Below are 20,745 nucleotides of genomic sequence, written 5' to 3'. Positions count from 1 at the left end.
CTGCGCACACCCAAATTTACCTGCTTTGCTCTTGTTTGCTCCTGTCTGTTGATGAGCTCCAGCTTGTCGTACGCAGATCCGGATATTGCCGAAGAGGCCCTGGCTTCAGAGGAAGTAGAGGTTGTTGATACCAAGGTCATTGTTGGCTGGATTGAAAAGGGCCGAATTCTACCTGAGCATACGGCAGTCAAGATCAAGGTCGATTCCGGCGCCCTGACCTCATCCATGCATGCCGTGAACATTGAAGACTTTACCCGCGGTGGCAACCCATGGGTTCGCTACGATGTGCCGGTCAAGGACGCCGATACCGATGAAATGGTGACGCTGCATTTTGAGCGTCCGGTACACCGGCGCGTTCTTGTGAGAGGCGCAGGAGGGGCTGATCGCCGGCCCGTGGTCAAGATGACCATGTGCATTGGCAACCGGATCTACGAAGAGCAGTTTTCCCTGCGTGATCGTGGTGATATGACCTATCCGGTGCTGATTGGCCGCCGGACGATCGAACATATCGGCTTGATTGACGTGTCACGGACCTTCATGTTGTCCCTCGACTGCCCGCCCAGTGCTGAGGAGGACGAACGCAGTCGGCAGCAGCAGCTCAGAACTGAGCGGGGCGACGAGCTGGAAACGGATATGGACCTGCCGGAGCAGGTTGAAGAGGAAAGCGAGGAATAGCCCGTTTGCCAGTCTGTAGACCTGATGCTTACCACATCAGGTCGTCTGGTACCTGGAAGGCGGCGTAGGGATCATCTTCATTCGGCTTTTGTTCTGCCGGCGAGGCAATGTGCACAGGCCATTGCGGTGCCCTTTCCCGCACGCGTTCAGCGATATCCAGTGGTATCACCTCGAACTGCCCGCCCAGACGTACGATACCGAGCTGACCACGGCTGAGCTTGCCAAACTGCTCTTCAGTCACATAAATCTTCTTGACCTTGTTCTTGTTCACGAACTGGTAGGCGGTTTCGCCTTTGCTGCGATCCAGGCGACTTTGCTCGATCAGTTGTTTGGCCTGAGCCTCACGCTCCTTGCGGGCTGCATCTTGCTGGCGCTGTAGATTGAGCTGCCGGTCACGTTCGGCTTTCTCGCTGCGCGCCTTTTCTACTGCAGCTGCCGGATTATGCACCTTTTCAGGCTCATTCTTGGCGGCTTTCTTTTTGGCCCGTTGGGCTTGCTTGAGCTTTTTCTCATCGACCAGGCCGGCCTTGAGTAGTTGAGCTTGCAGTGCATTGACCATGACTGAGAACTACCTGCTGTTGTCGCTGAAGATGAAAGCGTATTCTACCTCAATCATCGGTTTTTTCCCGTGCTTCTTGTTCTTCGAGTTCAGACTGCCGGGCCTTGATGCGGGCCATGGTGTCCTTGTCGATGGGCATTTTCCAGGCAGTTATATACAGCTTGTACAGGCCGCCCAGCACAGTGACGATCACGAGGGCAATAAAAATCCAGGCATACAAGGACATGATGGCTGCTTCTCAGTTGGGAAGGGGCAGGTCGGATGACGCCCTGACATAACCGTAAACGGCGCGGTTGTCTTGATCCTCACCCTCTTTGGCCTTGGGGGCAAGTTTTTCCATGAGACTCGGATCATGCAGATAGGGATCGCCAAACCATTGCATCTGTCCGTTGGCGTCGGCTTCAGCGGTCCAGTAACCGAGTATCAGCTGTGGGCCCTGTGGCAGACCGATCTCATGGGTTTCAGTCGTTTCCAGCAAGCGCTGGATGTGGGCTTGCTGGCTGCTTGAAAGGTTTGACAGCAGTTGTTTGCTCAGACCCTGGGCATCCTGAACGCGCACGCATCCGGAGCTGAGATTTCGCTCGGCACGATAAAACAGGTGCTGGCTCGGTGTGTCATGCAGGTACACGGAAAACGGATTGGGGAAGCGCAGCACCAACTGACCCAATGGATTGCCTGGTCCAGGGGGCTGTCTCAGCAATATACCGCGGGGCTGTTGCCAGTCAATGCTGGCGGGATCCAGCTGATTGCCCTGATAATCCAGAACCTGCAAGTGACTGCGCGCCAGAAAGTCCAGGTCTTGTCTGATCTGCGGCAGTTTGTCTTCCCGAAAGATGGTCGGGGGAATGGTCCAGCTGGGGTTCAGGGTAACGCGGTTGATTCTGGATATCAGCAGGGGGGTTGGGCGTTTCGGTTGCCCGGTTTGCACCTTTGACTGCCAGATAACATGGTCATTCTGGAATAATCGAATATCCCCTGCGGCGACATTGATCAGCAGCAGATAAGGGTGTCTTTGGGCGCTCAACCAGCGCATCCGATGAAGATTGATCAGCAGTAACTGCTCTCGTTGCGCAGGACTAAGATTCAAGGCCGCCAATGTCTGGCGCCCCATCACTGCGTCAGGCTCAAGTCCATGGTCGCGTTGAAACTGGCGCAGAGCTTCCTGTAGCGACAGGTTGTAACTGTCGTCCGCTGTGTCAACGACGTCGGTCGACTCTGTCCCTAAATAGCCTTTGAGTTGCAGCAGCATGCGCAGCTGGGGTACACGGGGGTCACGCATCAAAGGGCGCAGGGTTGGCCCCTCTGCCAGTGGTGCAAAATCGGGCTCGGGGGGGATGCCTTGGGCATAGACACGCTGCAGTTGGCGGTATAGCGGGAAGGTGGGGCGCGCCTGTTCAAAGGTCAGGTCAATGTGATCCAGGCCATTGATGGCCAGCTGTAGAACCCGACTCTGAGGACTATGCGGGCTGTTTTCGGGTTGCCAGAAAGGCTCGGCAGACATCTGCGCAACAGGGCCCAGGTGCAGGTGTTCAAGTGCCTGCAGATATTGGCTGCTAAGCCGTTGATCGATGCAGTGATCCAGTTCATTCGGCGGATTGAGGGCAAGCGGGTAGTCCTCTGGCTGCAGCCCGTCCTGACCCAGTGCAAGGATTGCCTGGGCCAGCATGCGGCGGCGCTCGGGATGGCTCCAGATCAGCCCAGCCTGCTGGCTTTGGTAGAGCTGCGCAAGACTCGCATTTTGATCCAGGCTATGCAGTTCAGCCAGGTCACTGCAGTACTCAGTCTGATCCGTAGGCGGCTGTTGTTGCACAATTTCCGCCTGCTGAACTGCCCCGCTAAGGGGCGCCAGCATAGCCAAGCTGACGAACAGCACTGTACATTTGTTGAGCAACAGGTAACCTCCCAAAGGGCGTTTGCTAGCAGTTCCATAGATAAGAACCTAGTTTCAGGGCAGGATACGGCATTTTTATGTCAAACCAAGCCTGCTTGCTCGAACGGATCAATTTAACGATGTGCGGCTTATTCAAGCCTGGGGGAGCGTCATGCGGCATGAGTTGCGCTGGACAGCGGCAATAGCGGGGGTGATTTTTGCTTTATTGAGTCTGCCCGGTATGGCGACAGAGTCGCCGGAACGCTTGCACGACCAGTTAGCCAAATTGGCCCCTGAAATGAATTCGGATGTGTTGTTGCGTGCCGTATCCGCCATGCAGTGCGCTGTTAACAGTGGTGCTGAGCCGGCAGAACGACTGGCTGTGATAGATTTTTCGCTGCCCTCGACGCAGCAACGTTTATGGATATTCGATCTGCAGGCCAAGCGCTTGTTGTTGCGAGACCTGGTAGCCCACGGTCAGGGCTCGGGTGATACCTATGCCGAGGCTTTTTCCAATATAGAAGGCAGCCACCAGTCCAGTATCGGCTTGTTCCGTACCCAGGAGAGCTATATGGGGCGACATGGCTATTCCCTGCGCATGGATGGTCTAGAACCTGGCATCAACGATCTGGCCCGACAGCGTGCAATCGTTATTCATGCAGCTGATTACGTCGATGAGAGTTGGATCGAACGCTATGGCCGTATCGGCCGGAGTCAGGGATGTCCTGCCGTACGGCCGGGTGTTGCTGAAATGGTGGTCGATAGTTTGCGCGGTGGTCAGTTCATGTTTTCCTATTACCCTGATGCGCATTGGTTGGCCAACTCAACCCTGCTTAACTGTCCTTCAGCTGAAGTCAGCAGATTGCTTGCTTGGCGGGATTGATCGGCTGCCAAGGGGGTTCATTGAGCGTGTCAGCATGTTCAGCGTATAGCTGACCAACTCATCCGGTTCGGGGTGCCCAGGCAGGCCGTGTTGGTTATCCTTGAGTTCGGCGCATTGCATGATTACGCCGTGCAGCGCACCGCGCAAATAATAGGCCGTTTGCAGCGGGTTGCTTACACGTTCAGGGCACAAGCTGCCGTCGCGGACGCCATTTTCCAGTGCCATCACCATGAATTGCATTGCCTGCGTGCTGCATGCCAACAGGTCCTCACTCATTTGGTCGGTATCACTCAGGTGCGGGAAAACATTGGCATGGGTAAGGACATTAAAATAATCAGGCTCCTCAAGGCTGAACCTGTAATAGCTACGACCGATTTCGGTTATTTGCTCGTCGCCACGTTGTCCCCTGGCCAGTGCCTGCTCAAAGCGTGTACGTATGGATTCGGCTGCGCGCAGCATTATCCCGCGCATGATGGCTGATTTGTCCTTGAAATAGACATATAACAGGGCTCTGCTCAACTGGGCGCCACGGGCGATCTCCTCCATTGAGCATTTATCGTAACCCTTGCTGAAGAATACCGATTCAGCTGCGTCCAGGATGCTTTCGTGGCGATTCTGCTTTTCTTGTAAGCGACGCTTGTTCAATACCATTTAGCCCCCTCGGTCAGGTTTTTGTAACGACAGTGAGGTTATTCTGCGCAGCGTATTGACATATTGTCAATAAATGACAGTATGTTAAAAAACCTGTCTGGAGCCTGCCATGTCCCCTGTATTGTCAAACCCATTGCTGAAGGGAATGCCTGTAATGGTCGTCAGCTTGCTGCTGGCCGGTTGTCTGGGGTTGTCTGATCAAGCCGGGGAGTCAGCAACCCCGACAATGGCTGTTCGTGTTGCCGATGTGGTCAGTATTGATCAATCCTCACCCCTGCGCTTTGCCGGTGTGGTGCGTGCGCGTCAGCGTGCAAGTCTGACCTTTCAGGTTGGTGGGGTGCTGCTTTCCCGTTCAGCAGAGATAGGCCAGCAAGTTGCTGCTGGGGAAGTGCTGGCCGTTCTTTACAATCCCGAGCTTGAGCCAGCCAGGGATGCTGCCAGAGCACGCCTGAGCGAGCTGCAAACTCAGGCTGCACAAGCGATCCGCGACCATGAACGGAGTCGCCAGTTATTTGAGCGTGGCGTGCTTTCTGCGCAGGAGCTGGAGCAGAAAAAGGCTCTGAAGGAGCGGCTTCAGGCAAGTGTCGTTAGCGCTCGGGCCTCATTGAGTCAGTCAGAACAGCTGCGTGCCGAAACTCAACTGCGCGCCCCCTTCGGGGGACGCGTAGAGGCATTGATGGTTGAGCCTGGGGAGTTCGTCGCGCCTGGTCAGGCGGTGCTGCAGATGGCGGCCGAACAAGGACTTGAGGTAGAAGTGCGTGTCCCCGCGGCATTGGTTGCCGACCTCTCGCCAGGACAGGAGGTTGCTGTCTGGTCCAGTCTGGATGGTCAGCAATGGCTCGGCCGGATTGTCGAGGTAGGGCAGGGTGCCTCTCAGGGTGGTGCGCTCTATCCACTGGTTGTTTCGTTAGAGCAGGATGATCTGCGTTCCGGTACCGCGGTTGAGGTTGAGTTGCAGGCCCTTCGGCCTGTTGCAATGGGTGTTCCTATCGCTGCGGTCATGCGCTCGGGCGAAGGGCTGAGCGTGTTCAGGGTGTCCGAGGGGCGTGCTGAGCGGGTAAACATAGCGGTGACGGCCTTGCTTGGCGAGCAGGTGCTGCTAAGCGCGGGCGCTCTGGTGCCAGGCGATCAGGTGGTCTACGCCGGGCTTAGCCGTCTATCCGACGGCGATGCGCTGGAGCTGCTGCCATGATCAACCTGCTGAGCCTGCGGCCGCGCCTGATCGGCCTGGTTACAGTGATGCTTTGCCTGTTGGGGGTTGCATCCTACTTGACCATGGCCCGCCAGGAGGACCCAAGCTTTCCCCAGCGGGCTGGCATGATTACCGTGATTTACCCGGGTGCCATGGCTGAAGCCATCGAGCGACTGGTTCTTGAACCGCTGTCGGATGAACTGTCCCAGGTTGAAGAAATAGACTATTTCACCGCTACGGCGCGGACCGGCGTGGCGCTGATTCCGATTAATCTCAAGGATGCCATCTACGATACCGACGCTGCCTGGGACCGGGTCAGGCAGGCCATGCTCCGAGCTGAACTGGATTTTCCTGCGGGTGTTGCGCAGATGTCCCTGGATGATCGCCTGATTGATATTCCCGCCATTGTGCTGGCCGTACGCGGGGATCCATCACTGGTGAGGCTCAGCCAGGAGGCTGAGCGACTGAAACGGCTGTTGGTCGATATTCCCGGCGTATCACGTATTGAGCTTGATGGTCAGGCTGATGAGCAGTTGACCATCGCCGTGCGCGATGCAGAGTTGGCACGCCTGGGTATATCACCTGACTATCTGAGTGATGTGCTTCGGCAGCGCAATCAGGTCATACCTGGCGGTTTTATTGTGTCGAGTGAACGTCGCCTGGGATTGCTGCCCAATAGCGAATTCGGAACCATTGAGGAGCTGCGTGCGACCCAGATACCCCTGCCGCAGGGCGGTCATGTCCCACTTGAAGTGCTTGCAGATATTTGGCGCGGCCCTCTGGAACCGTCTCAGCCACGCGCCTGGTTTGATGGTGAGCAAACGGTGTTGGTCAGTTTGACGGCCATGCGCGGCCAACAGGATGCTATCCGACTGGGCGCTCAGGTTAGGGAGCGGCTGGCCCTCCTGCGTGATGACTTTGCGCCACTGCAGATTGATGAAATGTTCTTTCAGCCCGATCAGGTCAAGGAGCGTCTGGACAGTCTGGAAATGAGCCTGCTGTGGAGCGTGCTGATTATCGTGCTGGTAGTCTTTGTCGGTATGGGTTGGCGCATGGGTATTCTGGTCGCCACCATGCTCCCTATGGTCGCCCTGATCAGTCTGGGAATATATGATCTTGGTGGCGGCATTCTGCATCAGATCGCGGTTATCGGTATGGTGATCTCGCTGGGTATTCTTATCGATAATGCCATTGTCATGGTCGAGAATATTCAGGATCGGCTCAATCAGGGCGAGACCCGGCAACAGGCGGTCAGAGCCGCGATTGGTGAGCTGGCCGGCCCGCTTGGCGCATCAACGGCGACCACGCTGGCGGCTTTTACGCCGCTGCTGCTGGCCAAAGGGGGAACAGCCGACTTCACCCGCGGCATACCGGTCATGATCATGTTGACACTGAGCGTCAGCTATTTGCTGGCCATCAGTGTCGCGCCCTTGCTGGCCGGTCGGTTTCTCAGTCCGGTGGCGCGTCCCGGCAAAGCGCACATGGCTGCCTTGGGAAACAGGCTGGCCATGTTCAGTGAGCGTGCGCCTCGAGCCATGGTGCTTCTGGGTGGTGTAACGGTTCTTCTTAGCCTGGCGCTGACGCCCTTTATGAAGCTGCAGTTCTTCCCTAATGCAGACAGGCCGCTGGTTGTTGTTGAGCTGTTCATGCCTGAAGGTACTGATCAACGGCGAACCGAAGACGTGGCTGCCAATCTTGAACGTGATATTCGTCAGCAACCGAATGTTCAATCGGTACACCGTTTTGCCGGCTCGGCCGGCCCCAGCTTTTATTACAATCTGCTGCGCTCACCGCAGGCACCCAATCGAGCGCGCCTGGTGATCAATACCACCGATCTGGCCGCAACCGAGGGCTTGATAAGCTGGGTGAGGGAGCACGTTGCCTCGACATTGCCAGAACTGGATGTGGTCGCCAGTACTCTGGGGCAGGGGCCACCGCGTGTGGCACCGGTTGAAGTGCGCCTGTATCACCATGACGACCGCCAACGTATTGCCGCTGCCGAGCAGGTGTTTGCCTTGCTCAAAGCAGCAAGTGGTGCGGTGGATGTCCGGCATGATGTTGATTTGGGCGTACCGGTTCTGACAGTTGATGTGGACGATGCTTCGGCTCGAGTCTATGGCTTGAACCGTGCTGATGTCGCAAGGGCGTTGAATACCCGAAGTCTGGGGCTGACCATTGAACAATACCGTCAGGAACGCGACCCCATTCCATTGGTGTTACGTTCGCCAGAGGGAACCGCCTTGCCATTGGACAGGCTGCTTTCAACCCAGGTATTCAATGCGTCGGGCGAAGGCACCCCCTTGACTGCGCTGGCCAGGATAGACGTGGCCTGGCAGCCGGCGGCTATTCGGCAACGCGACGGGGTGCGCACTTACAGCGTGACTGCCGGCCTGGAGCAAGGCACCAGCTTCAGTCAGGTGCTCGACCAATTGCGGGCCAGACTGGTCGACAACCCCTTGCCACCGGGCACACGACTGGAGTTTGGCGGCGACAGTGAGGGTTCGGGTGACGCCAATAACGCCATTTTTACTACAGCACCCGTGGGTTTGTTGTTGCTGCTGTTTTTTCTGTTGCTGCAATTCAACTCTTTCCGCCGGGTAGGGATTATTTTGCTGACTGTGCCACTGGCCAGTGTGGGTGTCTTTCCTGGCCTGGTGCTGTCTGGATCACCTTTTGGCTTCCAGTCCATGCTAGGTATCATCGCCTTGGTTGGCATAGTGGTTAATAATGCCATCGTGCTGCTGGATGTGATTGACCAGCGTCTGGCCGAGGGTCGCCTGCTGGCTGAGGCAGTCAGTGATGCAGTGATGCGCAGAACCAGACCGATATTGCTGACAACTGCCACCACCATTGCCGGTTTATTGCCGCTGGCCTTTTCCAGTTCGACCCTTTGGCCACCGATGGCCTGGGCGATTATTTCCGGTTTGCTGGCCTCTACCGTGTTGACCTTGCTGGTGGTGCCGGCAGTCTGCCGGTTGGCACTCAAAGGGGAGAAACGGTCAACCGAACAGGGCTCTCCAGTAGTACAGTGAGAAATTGAGTTAACGTGCTTGACTCGCCTTGCGGAAAGTTTACAATGCGCGCCTGTTCAGATGGATGGGGTGACCTCCCCTTGCCGGTTTCCGGAGTCCACTGAGCATCGCGCAGCGGTAGTTCAGTTGGTTAGAATACCGGCCTGTCACGCCGGGGGTCGCGGGTTCGAGTCCCGTCCGCTGCGCCATACCTGCAAGCCCCCTGATAGCAATATCAGGGGGCTTTTCTGCTTATGGCCTGCCTGCAGTACACTGGGCGAACACGCCATAGGGGGGTGCCCTTGCTGCCTTCATCGCTAATTCAGTCTTTGCTCCTTTGTTTTTTGCTGCTCTGGTCGACCTTGCCAGACACGTGGCAAGACCCGTTGTTTCTCCCGCTTTGTGTGCTGGTGGCCTGGTTCATTCTCGCTGCCAGTTTCGAATCGGCTCAACTCAGGCGTCGGGTCTGGCTCGCACAATATCTATTGCCATCCTCTCCCTGGCAGCAGCGCTTGCGTGGCGGTCTTTTGATGTTGCTGTGGCATGTACCCTTGGCTGTGATCCTGACGGTATTGCTCCTGAGTCGTTTGCCGTTGCTGACCTATCCGAGCCTGTTGCTGCTTGCTGGCAGTCTGCCGCTTTTCTGGCTGATGCGTTGTGGTCTGGCCAGCCTGCTCGGACGGCATGTTCAGCTGCATTATGTGCCAGCCTTGACTCGCCGGCTGTTACGCCCATTTTGCGTGTTGCTGTTGACCCTCGGTTACCTGTTGATCGGCGTTTATCAGCCACAACCCTGGTTACAGGGAATGAACTGGAGTGTGGCTATGGCAGTCCATATGCCTGATGTCCATGGCCCGACAAGCCTGTTCGGGGTCTTGCAGCGATTTCATGGGCTGGTTGATTTGAGCTTGCAATGGGGCATGCAAAATAGTCTCGGCGGCTTTTCCCGCTCAGGGCTGACAGGTCTGCTGGGGTGGTTATTGCTGCTACTCAGTGGGGCAGCCTTCATTTGGGCCTGGGTTGATATGCTGACGGGCGTAAACCGGATAACGGAACAGATGATAGAGCAATGGAAAAGCGCAGAGTAATTCCGCATTGGCGTGAGCGCTGGCAGTTGCCGGTGGCAACGGCGGTGGGCGTGATTCTGCTATTGTCCCTGTTTCAACTGGGTATGCGTCTGCTCGGCGAACGCATGGCGGACAATCAGTTGTATCAAGTGTTGGTCAATGGCCAGACCTTGATACTCGATGGTAAGACCCTGGGGTCTTTCCAGCAGGATCTGTTGCAGATGAGTGCTCATCAGCATCGACTTATAGGTCGTTATGCCGAGACCTGGATGGATCAGTGGGTGGATGACAGTTTTGCCCGAGCGGAGGCGGCAATCCCCCTCTATCTCGACTGGTATTACTCTATGCCCGGATCCTACAGCCGCTTGTACCACGCCATAGGTGGTGATCTGGATGACTACCTCAAGCAACGTCTGACCGGTTATCTGGTTGATGACAGCGGTCTGCAGCAGGCGCTTGTGGACTTTGAGTCCGATTTCAATCTGGCCATGAGCACGGAATTTGCCAGTCAGTCGGAACATCTGGCGCGTCAGCTGGCGGGTCGCTATGCCCAGCGTCAAACGGAACCCTCGGCCTCTGTGTTGTTGCCTGATCTGGTAGTGGACATTGATAGCACTCTGGCGCAGGGCTTTAAAGCTGGCTCCGAGGACGTTCAGCGCTGGCAGACCAGTGCCAACGCCTCAATGCTGGCCGGGGGTGGAACGCTGGTCTGGTTTGCCCGGCGGACGCTGATTCAGCGCAGCATGAGCTTGCCGGCCATGCAGGGCGCACGTCGCGTAATAGCGGCCTATACCGCACGCATGATGCCGCGCATGGCGATGGCTGTCTCTGCGGGCGGCAGCGTTGCCGTCGCTACATCACCTACTGGACCAGGTGCTCTGGTGGCGGGTGGCGTCGCTTTTGTTACCGCGGCGGGGACCATAGTGATAACCGACTTTGCCCTGCTCAAGGCAGAGGAGGCCATGTTGCGGACATCCTTGCAGCATGAGTTGAGCGCTTCGCTGCAGGCGTCGCGTGAAACCTTTCGGGCCAAGCTGCATAGCCATCTGCCGGTCCGAACGTCATGGTCGCATGAGGCCATGCATGCCGAGTTGCTGCTAGCTCTGAGTGACTATCAGGCTGGTCGGCGCTTCCACGTTCTGGGTGATCGGTCGCTGCCTGCGGACGAGTCGCTTGATCCTTGACCCGGCATGACTATTGCTTGGCTTCTCCTCGGTAGCCTTCTGTTGTATCAGGGGCATGGGAGGCAAGGTTAATGTCAAGCGCACTGGATTTCATGTTGGCGGCGCGGCGCAGCGAATTGCAGGGCTTACGTGCTCTGGAATTGACCTGTGAGTTGGTCAGCGGCGTTAGCCGACTGGTTCATGCACTGCAGCGCGAACGCGGATTTTCCAATATTTGTCTGGGTAGTCAGGATCCGCGTTTTCGCGCCGGACTCGATGACCTGACGGCGGATAGCCTGGCGCGTCAGGCGCAGGTCATCGATTGTTTCAACCGAATGGATCTGGAATCCAGTTGTGGTGCAGACAAGGCGCGGTTATTCAACCGGATCGCCTACGTCCTTCATTGCCTCCAGGGGTTGCCCCTGTTGCGTCAGGGGGTCCGTCAACAGCAGCTGTCTTCACAGGATGCCACACGGCATTTCACCCGTCCGATTGGCGGCTTGCTCAGTGTGGTTTTCGAGGCCGCGGATACCGCAGTGGATCCGGATATCACCCGCAACCTGGTTGCCCTGTTTAACTTCATGCAGGGCAAGGAATTGGCAGGTCAGGAGCGCGCCTGTGGCGTAGCCGGCTTTATCGGCGGTTACTTCAACGACGAGCTCAAGGTACGTCTGCAATATCTTGGCGAGGCGCAACAGCGCTGTTTTGACTGTTTTGCCGACCATGCCGATACGGCCATGCTCGGCCAGTGGCAATCACTGTGCGACGACGCTGTGCTTGGTGAGATTGGGCGTCTGCGTCAGGTGGCTATGCGCTCGCTCAAGTCCAGTCCCGTGCCCGGCTCCGTGGCAGAATTGTGGTTTGATTTGACCAGCCAGCGCATCGATAGCATGAAGCAGCTTGAGGATCGCCTGACTGAGCAGTTGCAGCAGCTCTGTCATAGCAAGATTGCCCAGGCCCAGTCCGACCTGGAGAATCACCGAGCGCTATTGCAGCGCCTCAGCAGCCTTGATCGCGATGCTGAACAGCCAGCCACCATGCTGTTCAATGTGCAGGTCACCGAGCTGGACAGTGTCCCGGCGGACAATATGGGTTCGCAGCTCAATCGCTCTGTATTTGATGTGCTGCATGCGCAAACCCTGCGGCTTCAAGAGTTGAGTCAGCAACTTGATGAGGCCAGGCGCTCGCTGAGCGAGCGCAAGCTGGTTGATCGGGCCAAGGGCTTGCTGATGACCCAGCACGGACTCAAGGAAGATGAGGCTTACCGTATGCTGCAGAATGCCGCCATGGAGCGAAGTCAACGCCTGGCGGATGTAGCCCAGACCCTGCTGGATTATGCCGATTTGCTGCAGGGCAAGGCTCAGGCGAAGCGCTGATCCTGGCTTCGGTGCTCCGAGTCTGTGCATATTTGCCGCCACTGCTCTGATACTGTGCGATGAAGTTGATACTCGGCGCGTGCAGTTACGCAGCCCTAGCAGTCATTTCCCTCCAAGTGGTTTTCTCCGTTGGTAGTGCGGGCCGCTAAGCTCGAGAGATTCTGCGTTGTTGGTATAAAAATAACCAAATTCAGACGGTTACAGTTTCTTTTATAGGTCTTTTTTGAAGTGCCGAGATCTGTTTGCAGATTGCGTTTTGACCTTGTTTGAGCGGCTTGTCGGTCTGGTATTACGGTCTGGCCGAAATTGGCACGTTTTCTGCTCAAGCTAAATCAGGTCCATCTGGACCACCACATATGAACACGGGCAACGGCGTCCACCATGGTTTCGATACTACTTCGGCCCATGCGTGCACGCCGTTTTTTTATGCATGTTGAAAGGGGACTGACAATGGATGACAAGACTGGCAAAGACACAACAGCAAGCCCGGTAGCTATCAAGCGCAGGGACTTTCTCAAATACTCGATTGCCGCCGTTGGCGGCGCAGCATTGCTTGGTGCAGTGCCAGGGGGTATGCGGAGTGCAGCCTGGGCGGCAGGCACGGATGGATTGGAAACCACCAATGCCAAGCTGGGCTTTATTGCCCTGACGGATGCGGCACCGCTGTTCGTTGCGGATGAGAAGGGCTTTTTCGCTAAGCATGGCATGACCGGCGTTGAGGTGTTGAAGCAGTCGTCCTGGGGTACCACCCGTGACAACCTGGTGCTGGGTTCGGCGCGTAACGGCATTGATGGCGCGCACATTCTCACGCCCATGCCCTATCTGATCAGTACCGGCGCCATGACCGCCAATAATATCCCGACACCGATGTACATCCTTGCGCGTCTGAATCTTGGGGGGCAGTGCATCTCCGTTGGTCAGGAATACATGGACCTGCAACTGGGCGTTGACAGCCAACCCTTCAAGGCCGCGCTTGAGGCCAAAAAGGCCAGTGGCAGAGCCGTCAATGCGGCCATGACCTTCCCTGGCGGAACCCATGATCTGTGGATTCGTTACTGGCTGGCAGCAGGTGGAATTGACCCGAACAGTGACATTTCCACCATTGTTGTACCGCCGGCGCAGATGGTGGCGAACATGAAGGTGGGCAGCATGGATACCTTCTGCGTGTGTGAGCCCTGGAACGAACAACTCATCAACCAGAAGATCGGTTACACCGCGCTGACCACCAGTGAGCTGTGGCAGAACCACCCGGAAAAGGCCTTGGGTATGCGTGCGGATTGGGTCGATGCCAATCCGAATTCGACCCAGGCCTTGTTGATGGCTGTTATGGAAGCGCAGATGTATTGCGAAGATCCGGCCAACCGCGAGGAGGTGGCGCAGATCTGCGCCAAGCGTCGCTGGATCAACGCCCCGTTCAATGACGTGGTCGAGCGCATGAAGGGCAACTTCGACTACGGCAACGGCCGGGTGGTGGAAAACAGCCCGCATCAGATGCGTTACTGGAAGGACAACGCGTCCTATCCCTACAAGAGCCACGACAAGTGGTTCCTCACCGAGGACATTCGCTGGGGCTACCTGCCTGCCGATCTGGACATGGATGCACTGGTTGACAGCGTCAACCGTGAGGACCTCTGGCGTGCGGCGGCAGCCCGTCTGGGTGTGCCGGCAGAGCAGATTCCGGCATCGACCTCGCGGGGTATCGAAACCTTCTTCGACGGCAAGGTCTTTGATCCGCAGAACCCGCAAGCCTACCTCGATAGCCTGAGCATCAAGGCCATCAAAGCCACGAGTTGAGCATGATCGAGCAACCAGTAAGGGGGGTGCCCATGAACGCGAATGTGAAGATTGATCCGGCCAAGGCCCAGGCATTCGAGCCTGACCCAAGGCACAACATTGAGCTGCCACAGTGGTTGCAGCATTACGGCGGACTCTTTGTCCAGCGGCTGCTGCCGCCCTTGTTGTTTACCGGCGTGCTGTTGATGCTCTGGCAGATGCTCTGTTCGATGGAGGGCAGTGCATTGCCGCCACCCACCCAGGTGGTGACCGATACCTGGGAGCTGATCGTTGATCCTTTTTACGATAATGGTGGGAATGATGTGGGTATGGCCTGGCAGATTCTCGCCAGCCTTGAGCGGGTGGCTTATGGTTATCTGCTGGCCGTTGTGGCGGGTATCAGTCTGGGTGTGCTGGTGGGGCAGTCGACCTGGGCCATGCGTGGTCTGGACCCGGTATTTCAGGTACTGCGTACCGTACCGCCGCTGGCCTGGTTGCCGCTGTCACTGGCCGGCTTTCAGGACAGTAATCCGTCCGCCATCTTTGTGATCTTTATCACTGCGATCTGGCCGATCATCATCAACACCTCGGTCGGCGTGCGCAATATCCCTGAGGATTACCGCAATGTGGCCCGGGTGCTGCGCCTTAATGGTGCCGAGTACTTCATGAAGATCATGCTGCCGGCTGCGGCGCCGTATATCTTCTCCGGCTTGCGCATTGGGGTGGGCCTGTCCTGGCTGGCGATTGTCGCTGCAGAAATGCTGATTGGTGGCGTGGGCATCGGTTTCTTTATCTGGGATGCCTGGAATGCCTCGCTGATCAGCGACATCATCCTCGCGCTGATTTACGTCGGTGTGGTGGGTTTCTTTCTTGATCGTCTGGTGGCCTGGATTGGTCAACTGGTGACCCGTGGCACCTCGGCAGGCTAAGGAGAATAGAGATGAAAGGCTATCTGAATATCGAAAAGGTCTCCAAGACCTTCATCACCGGCAAAAACGTCAGTGAGGTGCTGGTGGATATCAATTTGAGCGTCGAGCGCGGCGAGTACATCTCGATCATAGGTCACTCTGGCTGTGGCAAATCCACGGTGCTGAATATTGTCGCCGGACTGATCGACTCCAGCTCAGGCGCAGTCATTCTGGATGGTAAGGAGGTCAGTGATCCAGGCCCGGACCGCAGCATGGTATTCCAGAATCACTCGCTGTTGCCCTGGCTGACGGTCTACCAGAATGTCGCTATCGCGGTTAAAAAGGTCTGCCGCAACAAGAGCTCTGCCGAGCAGCATGAATGGATACGTCACAACCTGGATATGGTGCATATGAGCCATGCCCTGGACAAGCTGCCGAGTGAGATTTCCGGTGGCATGAAGCAGCGGGTAGGTATTGCCCGCGCGCTGGCCATGGAGCCCAAGGTGCTGTTGCTGGACGAGCCTTTTGGTGCGCTGGATGCGCTGACCCGCGCACACTTGCAGGATGAGGTGATGCGTATCCAGGGTGAACTGAAGAACACGGTGCTGATGATCACCCACGACGTTGACGAAGCGGTACTGCTCTCGGATCGTATCGTGATGATGACCAATGGCCCCTCGGCAACTATTGGTGAAATACTCGAGATTGACCTGCCGCGACCGCGTGACCGGATCGCGCTGGCGGATGATCCCAAGTACAACCAGTACCGTCAGGCGGTGTTGCGCTTCCTGTATGAGAAACAGCGCAAGGTCGAGGCGGCATGAGTCGGTCAGCGCCCGTTTTGCGATTGACCTTGTAACAAAAAGCTTCTAACCTGCAAGCCGCTTCAGGTGCCCGCCGGTTTTCAATCGGTGGGTGAAACTGGGAAGCCGGTGCGTCTGCCGATTGCAGACAATTCCGGCGCTGCCCCCGCAACGGTAAGCGAGCGTCAGTCGATGTGAATCGGCTGGCACGTCATCGCCATACACCACTGTGCCAACGGCATGGGAAGGTGCGGTGACGGGATCAATGATCCGCTCGTAAGCCCGGAGACCGGCCTGACGCTTATCACAGCAGAGCGGCGGGCTTTGCGGGTGTGCGGTCTCCTGCTGTGCCGGATCCGTCTGCCTTAATGCTCCGCCGACTGCTTACCTACAGCAGTGTCGTACGGGTTGGTACGACGGAGCACTTGAACGCATGAACCGCTTTTTCTCCGCCACTTTGGCGGTGGCCTGTATGGGCCTTTCTTCCTTTTGTCTTGCCAATTCTCTGAGCCTGAATGATCAGGTAATCACCGCCACGCGAACGACTCTGTCGGCGAGTGAGGGCATTGCTTCGGTCAGCGTTATCGAGCGGGCCGATATTGAACGGTTGCAGGCAACCAGTGTGGCGCAGTTGCTACGCCGCGTGCCGGGCATCAACCTGACCAACACCGGAGGCCATGGCAAGAATGAGGCCTTGGGCATTCGCGGTACCAACAGCAATCATGTACTGATATTGATCGACGGCATACGCCAGGGTTCGGCGACCACGGGTGACGTGGCGCTGCAGAACCTGCCGGTCGAGCAGGTCGAGCGTATCGAGGTGGTGCGCGGCCCGCGCTCCAGTCTCTACGGCTCGGAAGCCATAGGCGGGGTGATTCAGATCTTTACCCGCCGGGGCGAGCAGCAGGGCGCGCGGCCCTGGGCGGCGGCGACGGCGGGTAGCCGTCATTATGACGCTGGCAGCGCCGGGGTTTTCGGTGGCCTGGGCAATGCCTGGTACAACCTGGGGCTGAGCAGCATGGGCACCCGCGGCATTGATGCGCGCCCCGGCGCGCCATCCCCAGAACCTGACAACGATGGCTACCGGGAGTGGTCGGCCAATCTCAATCTGGGCTATCGCTTTGATAGCGGTCTGGAGCTGGACGGCCATGTCATCGAGGTGCGCTCGCACAATGACTATGATTCCGGCTTCAAGGCTAACGCCGACAACCTGCTGCGCACCCATGGTCTACGCGCACGCTTCGCGCCCACCGATCCCTGGCTGGTGACCCTGCAGGCTGGGCGAAGTGAAGACAAGGTCGATACTTTCAATGGCGATGTTTTCAACACCCGTATCGATACCCGCCGTGACAGCTTCAGTTGGCAGAACGATGTGCGCATCAAGCCCGGCCAGGTACTGACCCTGGGCTATGACCTGCTGCAGGACTCGGTCAGCGGCACTACCTCGTTTGCTGAAGACAGCCGCGACAATCACGGCGCTTATGCACAATACCTGGCACAGCTAGGTCGCCACGAGCTGCAGTTCAGTGCCCGACATGATGATAACGAACAGCATGGCACCTACAACACCGGCAGCATTGGCTATGGCTATGCCATCAACGACAGCCTGCGGACCAGTGCCAGCTATGGCACAGCGTTCAAGGCGCCGACCTTCAACCAGCTGTACCACCCGACCTTTGGCAATCCGGATATCAACGAGGAGACCTCCCAGGGACTGGAGCTGGGTCTGGACGGCGAACACCTGTGGGGTAGTTGGGCGGTGGCGGTCTATCGCAACAAGATCGACGACCTGATCGCCTACTTCAATCAGGGCAGCGGACTGCGGGCGCAGAATATCGACAAGGCGGTCATTACCGGCATTGAACTGTCGATCGCCAGCCAGGTGCTGAATTGGGATCTGAGCAGCAACCTGACGCTGCAGGACCCCGCCAACAAGTCTTCCCGTGCCGGTCAGGGCGACCTGCTGCCTCGCCGCGCCGAACAGATATTCAATCTGGATCTGGATCGCCGTTTTGGTCGGCTGGGCGTCGGCGCCAGTCTGCATGTCGAGGGACGGCGTTGGGATAACGCCAGCAACACCAACGAGCTGTCCGGCTACAACACCGTCGAGTTGCGCTCCGAATATCAGTTGAGTGATAGCTGGCGCGTTCAGGCGCGCATCAGCAACCTGTTTGACAGCGACTATGAAACTGCCGCGACCTACCAGCAACAGGGTAGGGCGGGCTATCTGACCCTGCGCTATCAAGCGCTTTGATTTACCCAAACATCCAAGGAGGATGACCATGTTGGACCTGTCCAGACGTAGCCAGTTGGCTATTGGTATCGTACTTGTACTGCTGATTGCCATGACCCGTGGCAGCCATTTCAGCCTGGTCAATCTGCCGGGCGCATCCTGGGCGGTATTCTTCCTTGCCGGGGTGCTGCTCAAGCCGCGCTGGGTATTTCCGCTGCTGTTTCTGCAAACCACCTTCATGGACATCATGAGTGTCGGCTGGAGCAATGCCGGGCATCACTGCATGACAGTTGCCTACTGGATGTTGTTGCCGGCCTACGCTGCGCTCTGGTTTGGCGGACGCCTTTACGCCCGCTGGCATCGTGAGCAATTCAGCAGCTTGCTGGTACTGGTACCCACTGCGCTTGGCAGTGCGCTGGTTTGCCAATTGTTTTCCAGTGGTGGCTTCTATTTCTTCTCCGGCCGTCATGAGAGTCCGACCTTTGTCGGCATGCTCGAGCGTATTGCCACCTACTACCCGCAATACCTTAGCGGCCTGGCGCTGTATGTGGGTGCTGCGACGCTGATCTATATCGCCGCGCGCATTTACCACGCCCACACGGCCGCGAGTGCAGGGCAAGCCGGTCGTCAGGCATGAGTGACAGCGCTGAGCGTGACGAACGCCACCGCCTGCGCATGCAGCGCAAGAAGGCGGTAGTCGATGAGAAGATCGCCCAGGCCCAGAACGAGCATGGCCTGCTCCTGGTGTTGACCGGCAATGGCAAGGGCAAGAGCAGCTCGGCCTTTGGCATGGCCGCGCGCAGTCTCGGCCACGGCATGCAGGTGGGCATAGTGCAGTTCATCAAGGGTGCCCGCAGTACTGGCGAGGAAACCTTCTTTCGGCGTTTCCCCGAACAGGTGCGTTATCACGTGATGGGCGCCGGGTTTACCTGGGAAACCCAGGATCGCCAGGCCGATATTGCCAAGGCCGAAGCCGCCTGGGCTGTAGCCGTGGAGTTGATGAGCGATGCCGAGGTGGCACTGGTGGTGCTGGATGAGCTGAGCATAGCCCTCAAGTACGGTTATCTGTCGCTCGATCAGGTGTTGCGCGACATCGGCTCACGGCCGCTGGCCCAGCATGTGGTGGTCACTGGTCGCGGCGCGCCCGCTGAGCTGATCGAGGCCGCCGATACGGTGACCGAGATGGGGGTGGTCAAGCACGCCTTCAAAGCGGGCATCAAGGCGCAGAAAGGGGTGGAGTTTTGAACAAGAGCGCAGTAACAGAGCAGCAGTGTCCGGCGTTACTGATCGCCGCGCCTGCTTCCGGGCAGGGCAAGACCACCATCACCGCTGCACTGGCGCGGCTGCATAGCCGTCAGGGCAGACGCGTGCAGGTGTTCAAATGCGGGCCGGACTTTCTCGATCCTATGATCCTGCAGCGCGCCAGCGGTCGGCCGGTGTACCAGATCGACCTGTGGATGATCGGCGAGGATGAAAGCCGACGCCTGCTCAATGCGGCGGCGGCCGAGTCCGACCTGATCCTGATCGAGGGCGTCATGGGCCTGTTTGATGGCACGCCCTCGGCGGCGGATCTGGCGCGCTGTTTTGGCGTGCCGGTCATGGCGGTGATTGATGGTTCGGGCATGGCCCAGACCTTCGGCGCCATGGCCCATGGTCTGGCCAGCTATCAGCCTAACCTGCCCTTTGCCGGGGTATTGGCCAACAAGGTCGGCAGTACGCGGCATGGGGAGATTCTGCGTGACTGCCTGCCAGCGGGCCATACCTGGTTTGGTGCGTTGCCGCGTAGCGAAGCAATCACGCTGCCGAGCCGCCACCTGGGCCTGGTTCAGGCGGATGAACTGGCCGATCTGGATGCGCGACTGGATGCCGCTGCCGATGCGCTGCTGGAGACATTGGGCACGCTGGCGGATGGCGAGGTTGCACCCTTGCCCTCACCGGTGCGCTTTGCCGTTCCTGAGAACACTGGCGACCTGTCTGCGCTGCAAGGCCTGCAGGGCGTGCGTATCGGGGTGGCGCGCGACAGCGCCTTCGCCTTTATCTACCAGGCCAATCTGGATCTGCTGGAGGCGCTGGGCGCCGAGCTGGTGTTTTTCTCGCCGCTGGCCGATCGGCAGTTGCCGGATGTGGACAGCCTCTATCTACCGGGTGGCTACCCCGAATTGCATCTGGCCGAGCTGGGCAGCAATAGCGCCATGCAGGCGGCGATTCGGCAGCATCATGCGGCGGGCAAACCGATTCATGCCGAATGTGGCGGCATGCTCTACCTGTGCGAATCGCTGACCGATGCTGAAGGTGTCCGAGCCGATCTGGTCGGTCTGTTGCCGGGTCAGGCGACCATGCAAAAGCGCCTGACTGCCTTGGCCCTTCAGGAAGTGGCGCTGCCGGAAGGCACGCTGCGCGGGCATACTTTTCATCACTCGTCACTGGTATGTGAGCTCGAACCGCTGGTACGTGGCGAGTGCCCGAACTACAGGCGCACTGCCGAAGCGGTATGGCGTATTGATCGTTTGACCGCTTCCTACGTTCACTTGTATCTGCCGGGCAATCCGCTGGCGGCAGCGGCCTTGTATCGCCCATGAAC

18 protein-coding genes, 1 tRNA gene and 1 riboswitch are annotated in these 20,745 nt (G+C 57.9%); of the genes, 15 read left to right on the top strand and 4 right to left on the bottom strand.

Going from position 1 to position 20,745, the window contains the following annotated elements; translation table 11 throughout:
- Positions 1 to 63 precede the first annotated feature (63 nt).
- Positions 64 to 675 (top strand): retropepsin-like aspartic peptidase RloA3, encoded by a 612-nt coding sequence (gene rloA3, locus AC27HQ_RS13340; RefSeq protein ID WP_487156671.1) that lies wholly within the window; start codon positions 64 to 66, stop codon positions 673 to 675.
- A gap of 28 nt (positions 676 to 703) precedes the next feature.
- Here rloA3 and AC27HQ_RS13335 read toward each other — a convergent pair whose 3' ends face one another.
- From AC27HQ_RS13335 to AC27HQ_RS13325, 3 genes are read right to left on the bottom strand one after another with little or no spacing between them, the layout of a single operon-like run.
- Positions 704 to 1,234, bottom strand: coding sequence for a DUF2058 domain-containing protein (locus tag AC27HQ_RS13335; RefSeq protein WP_487156670.1), 531 nt, complete (start codon positions 1,232 to 1,234; stop codon positions 704 to 706).
- Between the two features lie 49 nt (positions 1,235 to 1,283).
- On the bottom strand, positions 1,284 to 1,460 hold the full coding sequence (locus AC27HQ_RS13330) for a DUF2897 family protein (RefSeq protein ID WP_487156669.1): 177 nt from the start codon (positions 1,458 to 1,460) through the stop codon (positions 1,284 to 1,286).
- A gap of 12 nt (positions 1,461 to 1,472) precedes the next feature.
- The gene (locus AC27HQ_RS13325) at positions 1,473 to 3,044 is read right to left on the bottom strand and encodes a L,D-transpeptidase family protein (protein ID WP_487156668.1); all 1,572 of its coding nucleotides are present in this window, start codon (positions 3,042 to 3,044) and stop codon (positions 1,473 to 1,475) included.
- Positions 3,045 to 3,276: 232 nt separating this feature from the next.
- On the opposite strand from AC27HQ_RS13325, the gene AC27HQ_RS13320 reads away from it, so the two are divergent.
- Entirely contained in the window at positions 3,277 to 3,987 is a 711-nt protein-coding gene (locus tag AC27HQ_RS13320; RefSeq protein WP_487156667.1) for a murein L,D-transpeptidase catalytic domain family protein, read from the top strand.
- Here AC27HQ_RS13320 and AC27HQ_RS13315 read toward each other — a convergent pair.
- Positions 3,949 to 4,638 (bottom strand): TetR/AcrR family transcriptional regulator, encoded by a 690-nt coding sequence (locus AC27HQ_RS13315; protein ID WP_487156666.1) that lies wholly within the window; start codon positions 4,636 to 4,638, stop codon positions 3,949 to 3,951. The two genes, AC27HQ_RS13320 and AC27HQ_RS13315, sit on opposite strands and share 39 nt — an antisense overlap.
- Before the next feature lie 109 nt (positions 4,639 to 4,747).
- Here AC27HQ_RS13315 and AC27HQ_RS13310 point away from each other — a divergent pair, with 109 nt between their 5' ends.
- The 13 genes from AC27HQ_RS13310 to AC27HQ_RS13250 all read left to right on the top strand — a co-directional run bounded on the left by AC27HQ_RS13310 (position 4,748) and on the right by AC27HQ_RS13250 (position 20,743).
- Complete coding sequence (locus AC27HQ_RS13310; RefSeq protein WP_487156665.1) at positions 4,748 to 5,830, top strand: efflux RND transporter periplasmic adaptor subunit; 1,083 nt, start codon at positions 4,748 to 4,750, stop codon at positions 5,828 to 5,830.
- Positions 5,827 to 8,862 (top strand): efflux RND transporter permease subunit, encoded by a 3,036-nt coding sequence (locus AC27HQ_RS13305; protein ID WP_487156664.1) that lies wholly within the window; start codon positions 5,827 to 5,829, stop codon positions 8,860 to 8,862. Before AC27HQ_RS13310 ends, AC27HQ_RS13305 begins: the two co-directional genes overlap by 4 nt.
- Positions 8,863 to 8,973: 111 nt before the next feature.
- A tRNA-Asp gene (locus tag AC27HQ_RS13300) sits at positions 8,974 to 9,050 on the top strand.
- Positions 9,051 to 9,227: 177 nt separating this feature from the next.
- Positions 9,228 to 9,929, top strand: coding sequence for a hypothetical protein (locus AC27HQ_RS13295; protein ID WP_487156663.1), 702 nt, complete (start codon positions 9,228 to 9,230; stop codon positions 9,927 to 9,929).
- Positions 9,911 to 11,092: a hypothetical protein gene (locus tag AC27HQ_RS13290; protein ID WP_487156662.1), complete on the top strand. Its 1,182-nt coding sequence runs from the start codon at positions 9,911 to 9,913 to the stop codon at positions 11,090 to 11,092. The genes AC27HQ_RS13295 and AC27HQ_RS13290 overlap by 19 nt, the downstream gene beginning before the upstream one ends.
- 71 nt (positions 11,093 to 11,163) lie before the next feature.
- The gene (locus AC27HQ_RS13285) at positions 11,164 to 12,447 is read left to right on the top strand and encodes a nitrate- and nitrite sensing domain-containing protein (protein WP_487156661.1); all 1,284 of its coding nucleotides are present in this window, start codon (positions 11,164 to 11,166) and stop codon (positions 12,445 to 12,447) included.
- Positions 12,448 to 12,897: 450 nt separating this feature from the next.
- Entirely contained in the window at positions 12,898 to 14,241 is a 1,344-nt protein-coding gene (locus AC27HQ_RS13280; protein WP_487156660.1) for an ABC transporter substrate-binding protein, read from the top strand.
- Between the two features lie 32 nt (positions 14,242 to 14,273).
- Positions 14,274 to 15,149, top strand: coding sequence for a nitrate ABC transporter permease (gene ntrB, locus AC27HQ_RS13275; RefSeq protein WP_487156659.1), 876 nt, complete (start codon positions 14,274 to 14,276; stop codon positions 15,147 to 15,149).
- Positions 15,150 to 15,160: 11 nt separating this feature from the next.
- Positions 15,161 to 15,952, top strand: coding sequence for an ABC transporter ATP-binding protein (locus AC27HQ_RS13270; protein WP_487156658.1), 792 nt, complete (start codon positions 15,161 to 15,163; stop codon positions 15,950 to 15,952).
- A 47-nt stretch (positions 15,953 to 15,999) separates the two neighbouring features.
- Positions 16,000 to 16,243: riboswitch (cobalamin riboswitch) on the top strand.
- Between the two features lie 121 nt (positions 16,244 to 16,364).
- Positions 16,365 to 18,185, top strand: a complete 1,821-nt coding sequence (btuB, locus tag AC27HQ_RS13265) for a TonB-dependent vitamin B12 receptor (protein WP_487156657.1) — start codon at positions 16,365 to 16,367, stop codon at positions 18,183 to 18,185.
- Between the two features lie 28 nt (positions 18,186 to 18,213).
- Complete coding sequence (locus AC27HQ_RS13260; protein WP_487156656.1) at positions 18,214 to 18,801, top strand: hypothetical protein; 588 nt, start codon at positions 18,214 to 18,216, stop codon at positions 18,799 to 18,801.
- Positions 18,798 to 19,409, top strand: a complete 612-nt coding sequence (gene cobO / locus AC27HQ_RS13255) for a cob(I)yrinic acid a,c-diamide adenosyltransferase (protein ID WP_487156655.1) — start codon at positions 18,798 to 18,800, stop codon at positions 19,407 to 19,409. Before AC27HQ_RS13260 ends, cobO begins: the two co-directional genes overlap by 4 nt.
- Positions 19,406 to 20,743 (top strand): cobyrinic acid a,c-diamide synthase CobB, encoded by a 1,338-nt coding sequence (locus tag AC27HQ_RS13250; protein ID WP_487156654.1) that lies wholly within the window; start codon positions 19,406 to 19,408, stop codon positions 20,741 to 20,743. Before cobO ends, AC27HQ_RS13250 begins: the two co-directional genes overlap by 4 nt.
- The last annotated feature ends 2 nt before the right edge of the window (positions 20,744 to 20,745 follow it).

This window comes from Halopseudomonas sp. 4NH20-0008 (assembly GCF_057548395.1).
The sequence above is the reverse complement of the archived record's forward strand: the minus strand, read 5'-3'. Positions and strand labels throughout refer to the sequence as shown.

Coding starts and splice junctions, on each gene's coding strand:
- AC27HQ_RS13320 (WP_487156667.1), top strand. CDS start 3,277: ATGCGGCATGAGTTGCGCTGGACAGCGGCAATAGCGGGGGTGATTTTT.
- AC27HQ_RS13260 (WP_487156656.1), top strand. CDS start 18,214: ATGTTGGACCTGTCCAGACGTAGCCAGTTGGCTATTGGTATCGTACTT.
- AC27HQ_RS13305 (WP_487156664.1), top strand. CDS start 5,827: ATGATCAACCTGCTGAGCCTGCGGCCGCGCCTGATCGGCCTGGTTACA.
- btuB (WP_487156657.1), top strand. CDS start 16,365: ATGAACCGCTTTTTCTCCGCCACTTTGGCGGTGGCCTGTATGGGCCTT.
- ntrB (WP_487156659.1), top strand. CDS start 14,274: ATGAACGCGAATGTGAAGATTGATCCGGCCAAGGCCCAGGCATTCGAG.
- AC27HQ_RS13310 (WP_487156665.1), top strand. CDS start 4,748: ATGTCCCCTGTATTGTCAAACCCATTGCTGAAGGGAATGCCTGTAATG.
- AC27HQ_RS13315 (WP_487156666.1), bottom strand. CDS start 4,638: ATGGTATTGAACAAGCGTCGCTTACAAGAAAAGCAGAATCGCCACGAA.
- AC27HQ_RS13285 (WP_487156661.1), top strand. CDS start 11,164: ATGTCAAGCGCACTGGATTTCATGTTGGCGGCGCGGCGCAGCGAATTG.
- AC27HQ_RS13280 (WP_487156660.1), top strand. CDS start 12,898: ATGGATGACAAGACTGGCAAAGACACAACAGCAAGCCCGGTAGCTATC.
- AC27HQ_RS13330 (WP_487156669.1), bottom strand. CDS start 1,460: ATGTCCTTGTATGCCTGGATTTTTATTGCCCTCGTGATCGTCACTGTG.
- AC27HQ_RS13270 (WP_487156658.1), top strand. CDS start 15,161: ATGAAAGGCTATCTGAATATCGAAAAGGTCTCCAAGACCTTCATCACC.
- cobO (WP_487156655.1), top strand. CDS start 18,798: ATGAGTGACAGCGCTGAGCGTGACGAACGCCACCGCCTGCGCATGCAG.
- AC27HQ_RS13290 (WP_487156662.1), top strand. CDS start 9,911: ATGGAAAAGCGCAGAGTAATTCCGCATTGGCGTGAGCGCTGGCAGTTG.
- AC27HQ_RS13335 (WP_487156670.1), bottom strand. CDS start 1,234: ATGGTCAATGCACTGCAAGCTCAACTACTCAAGGCCGGCCTGGTCGAT.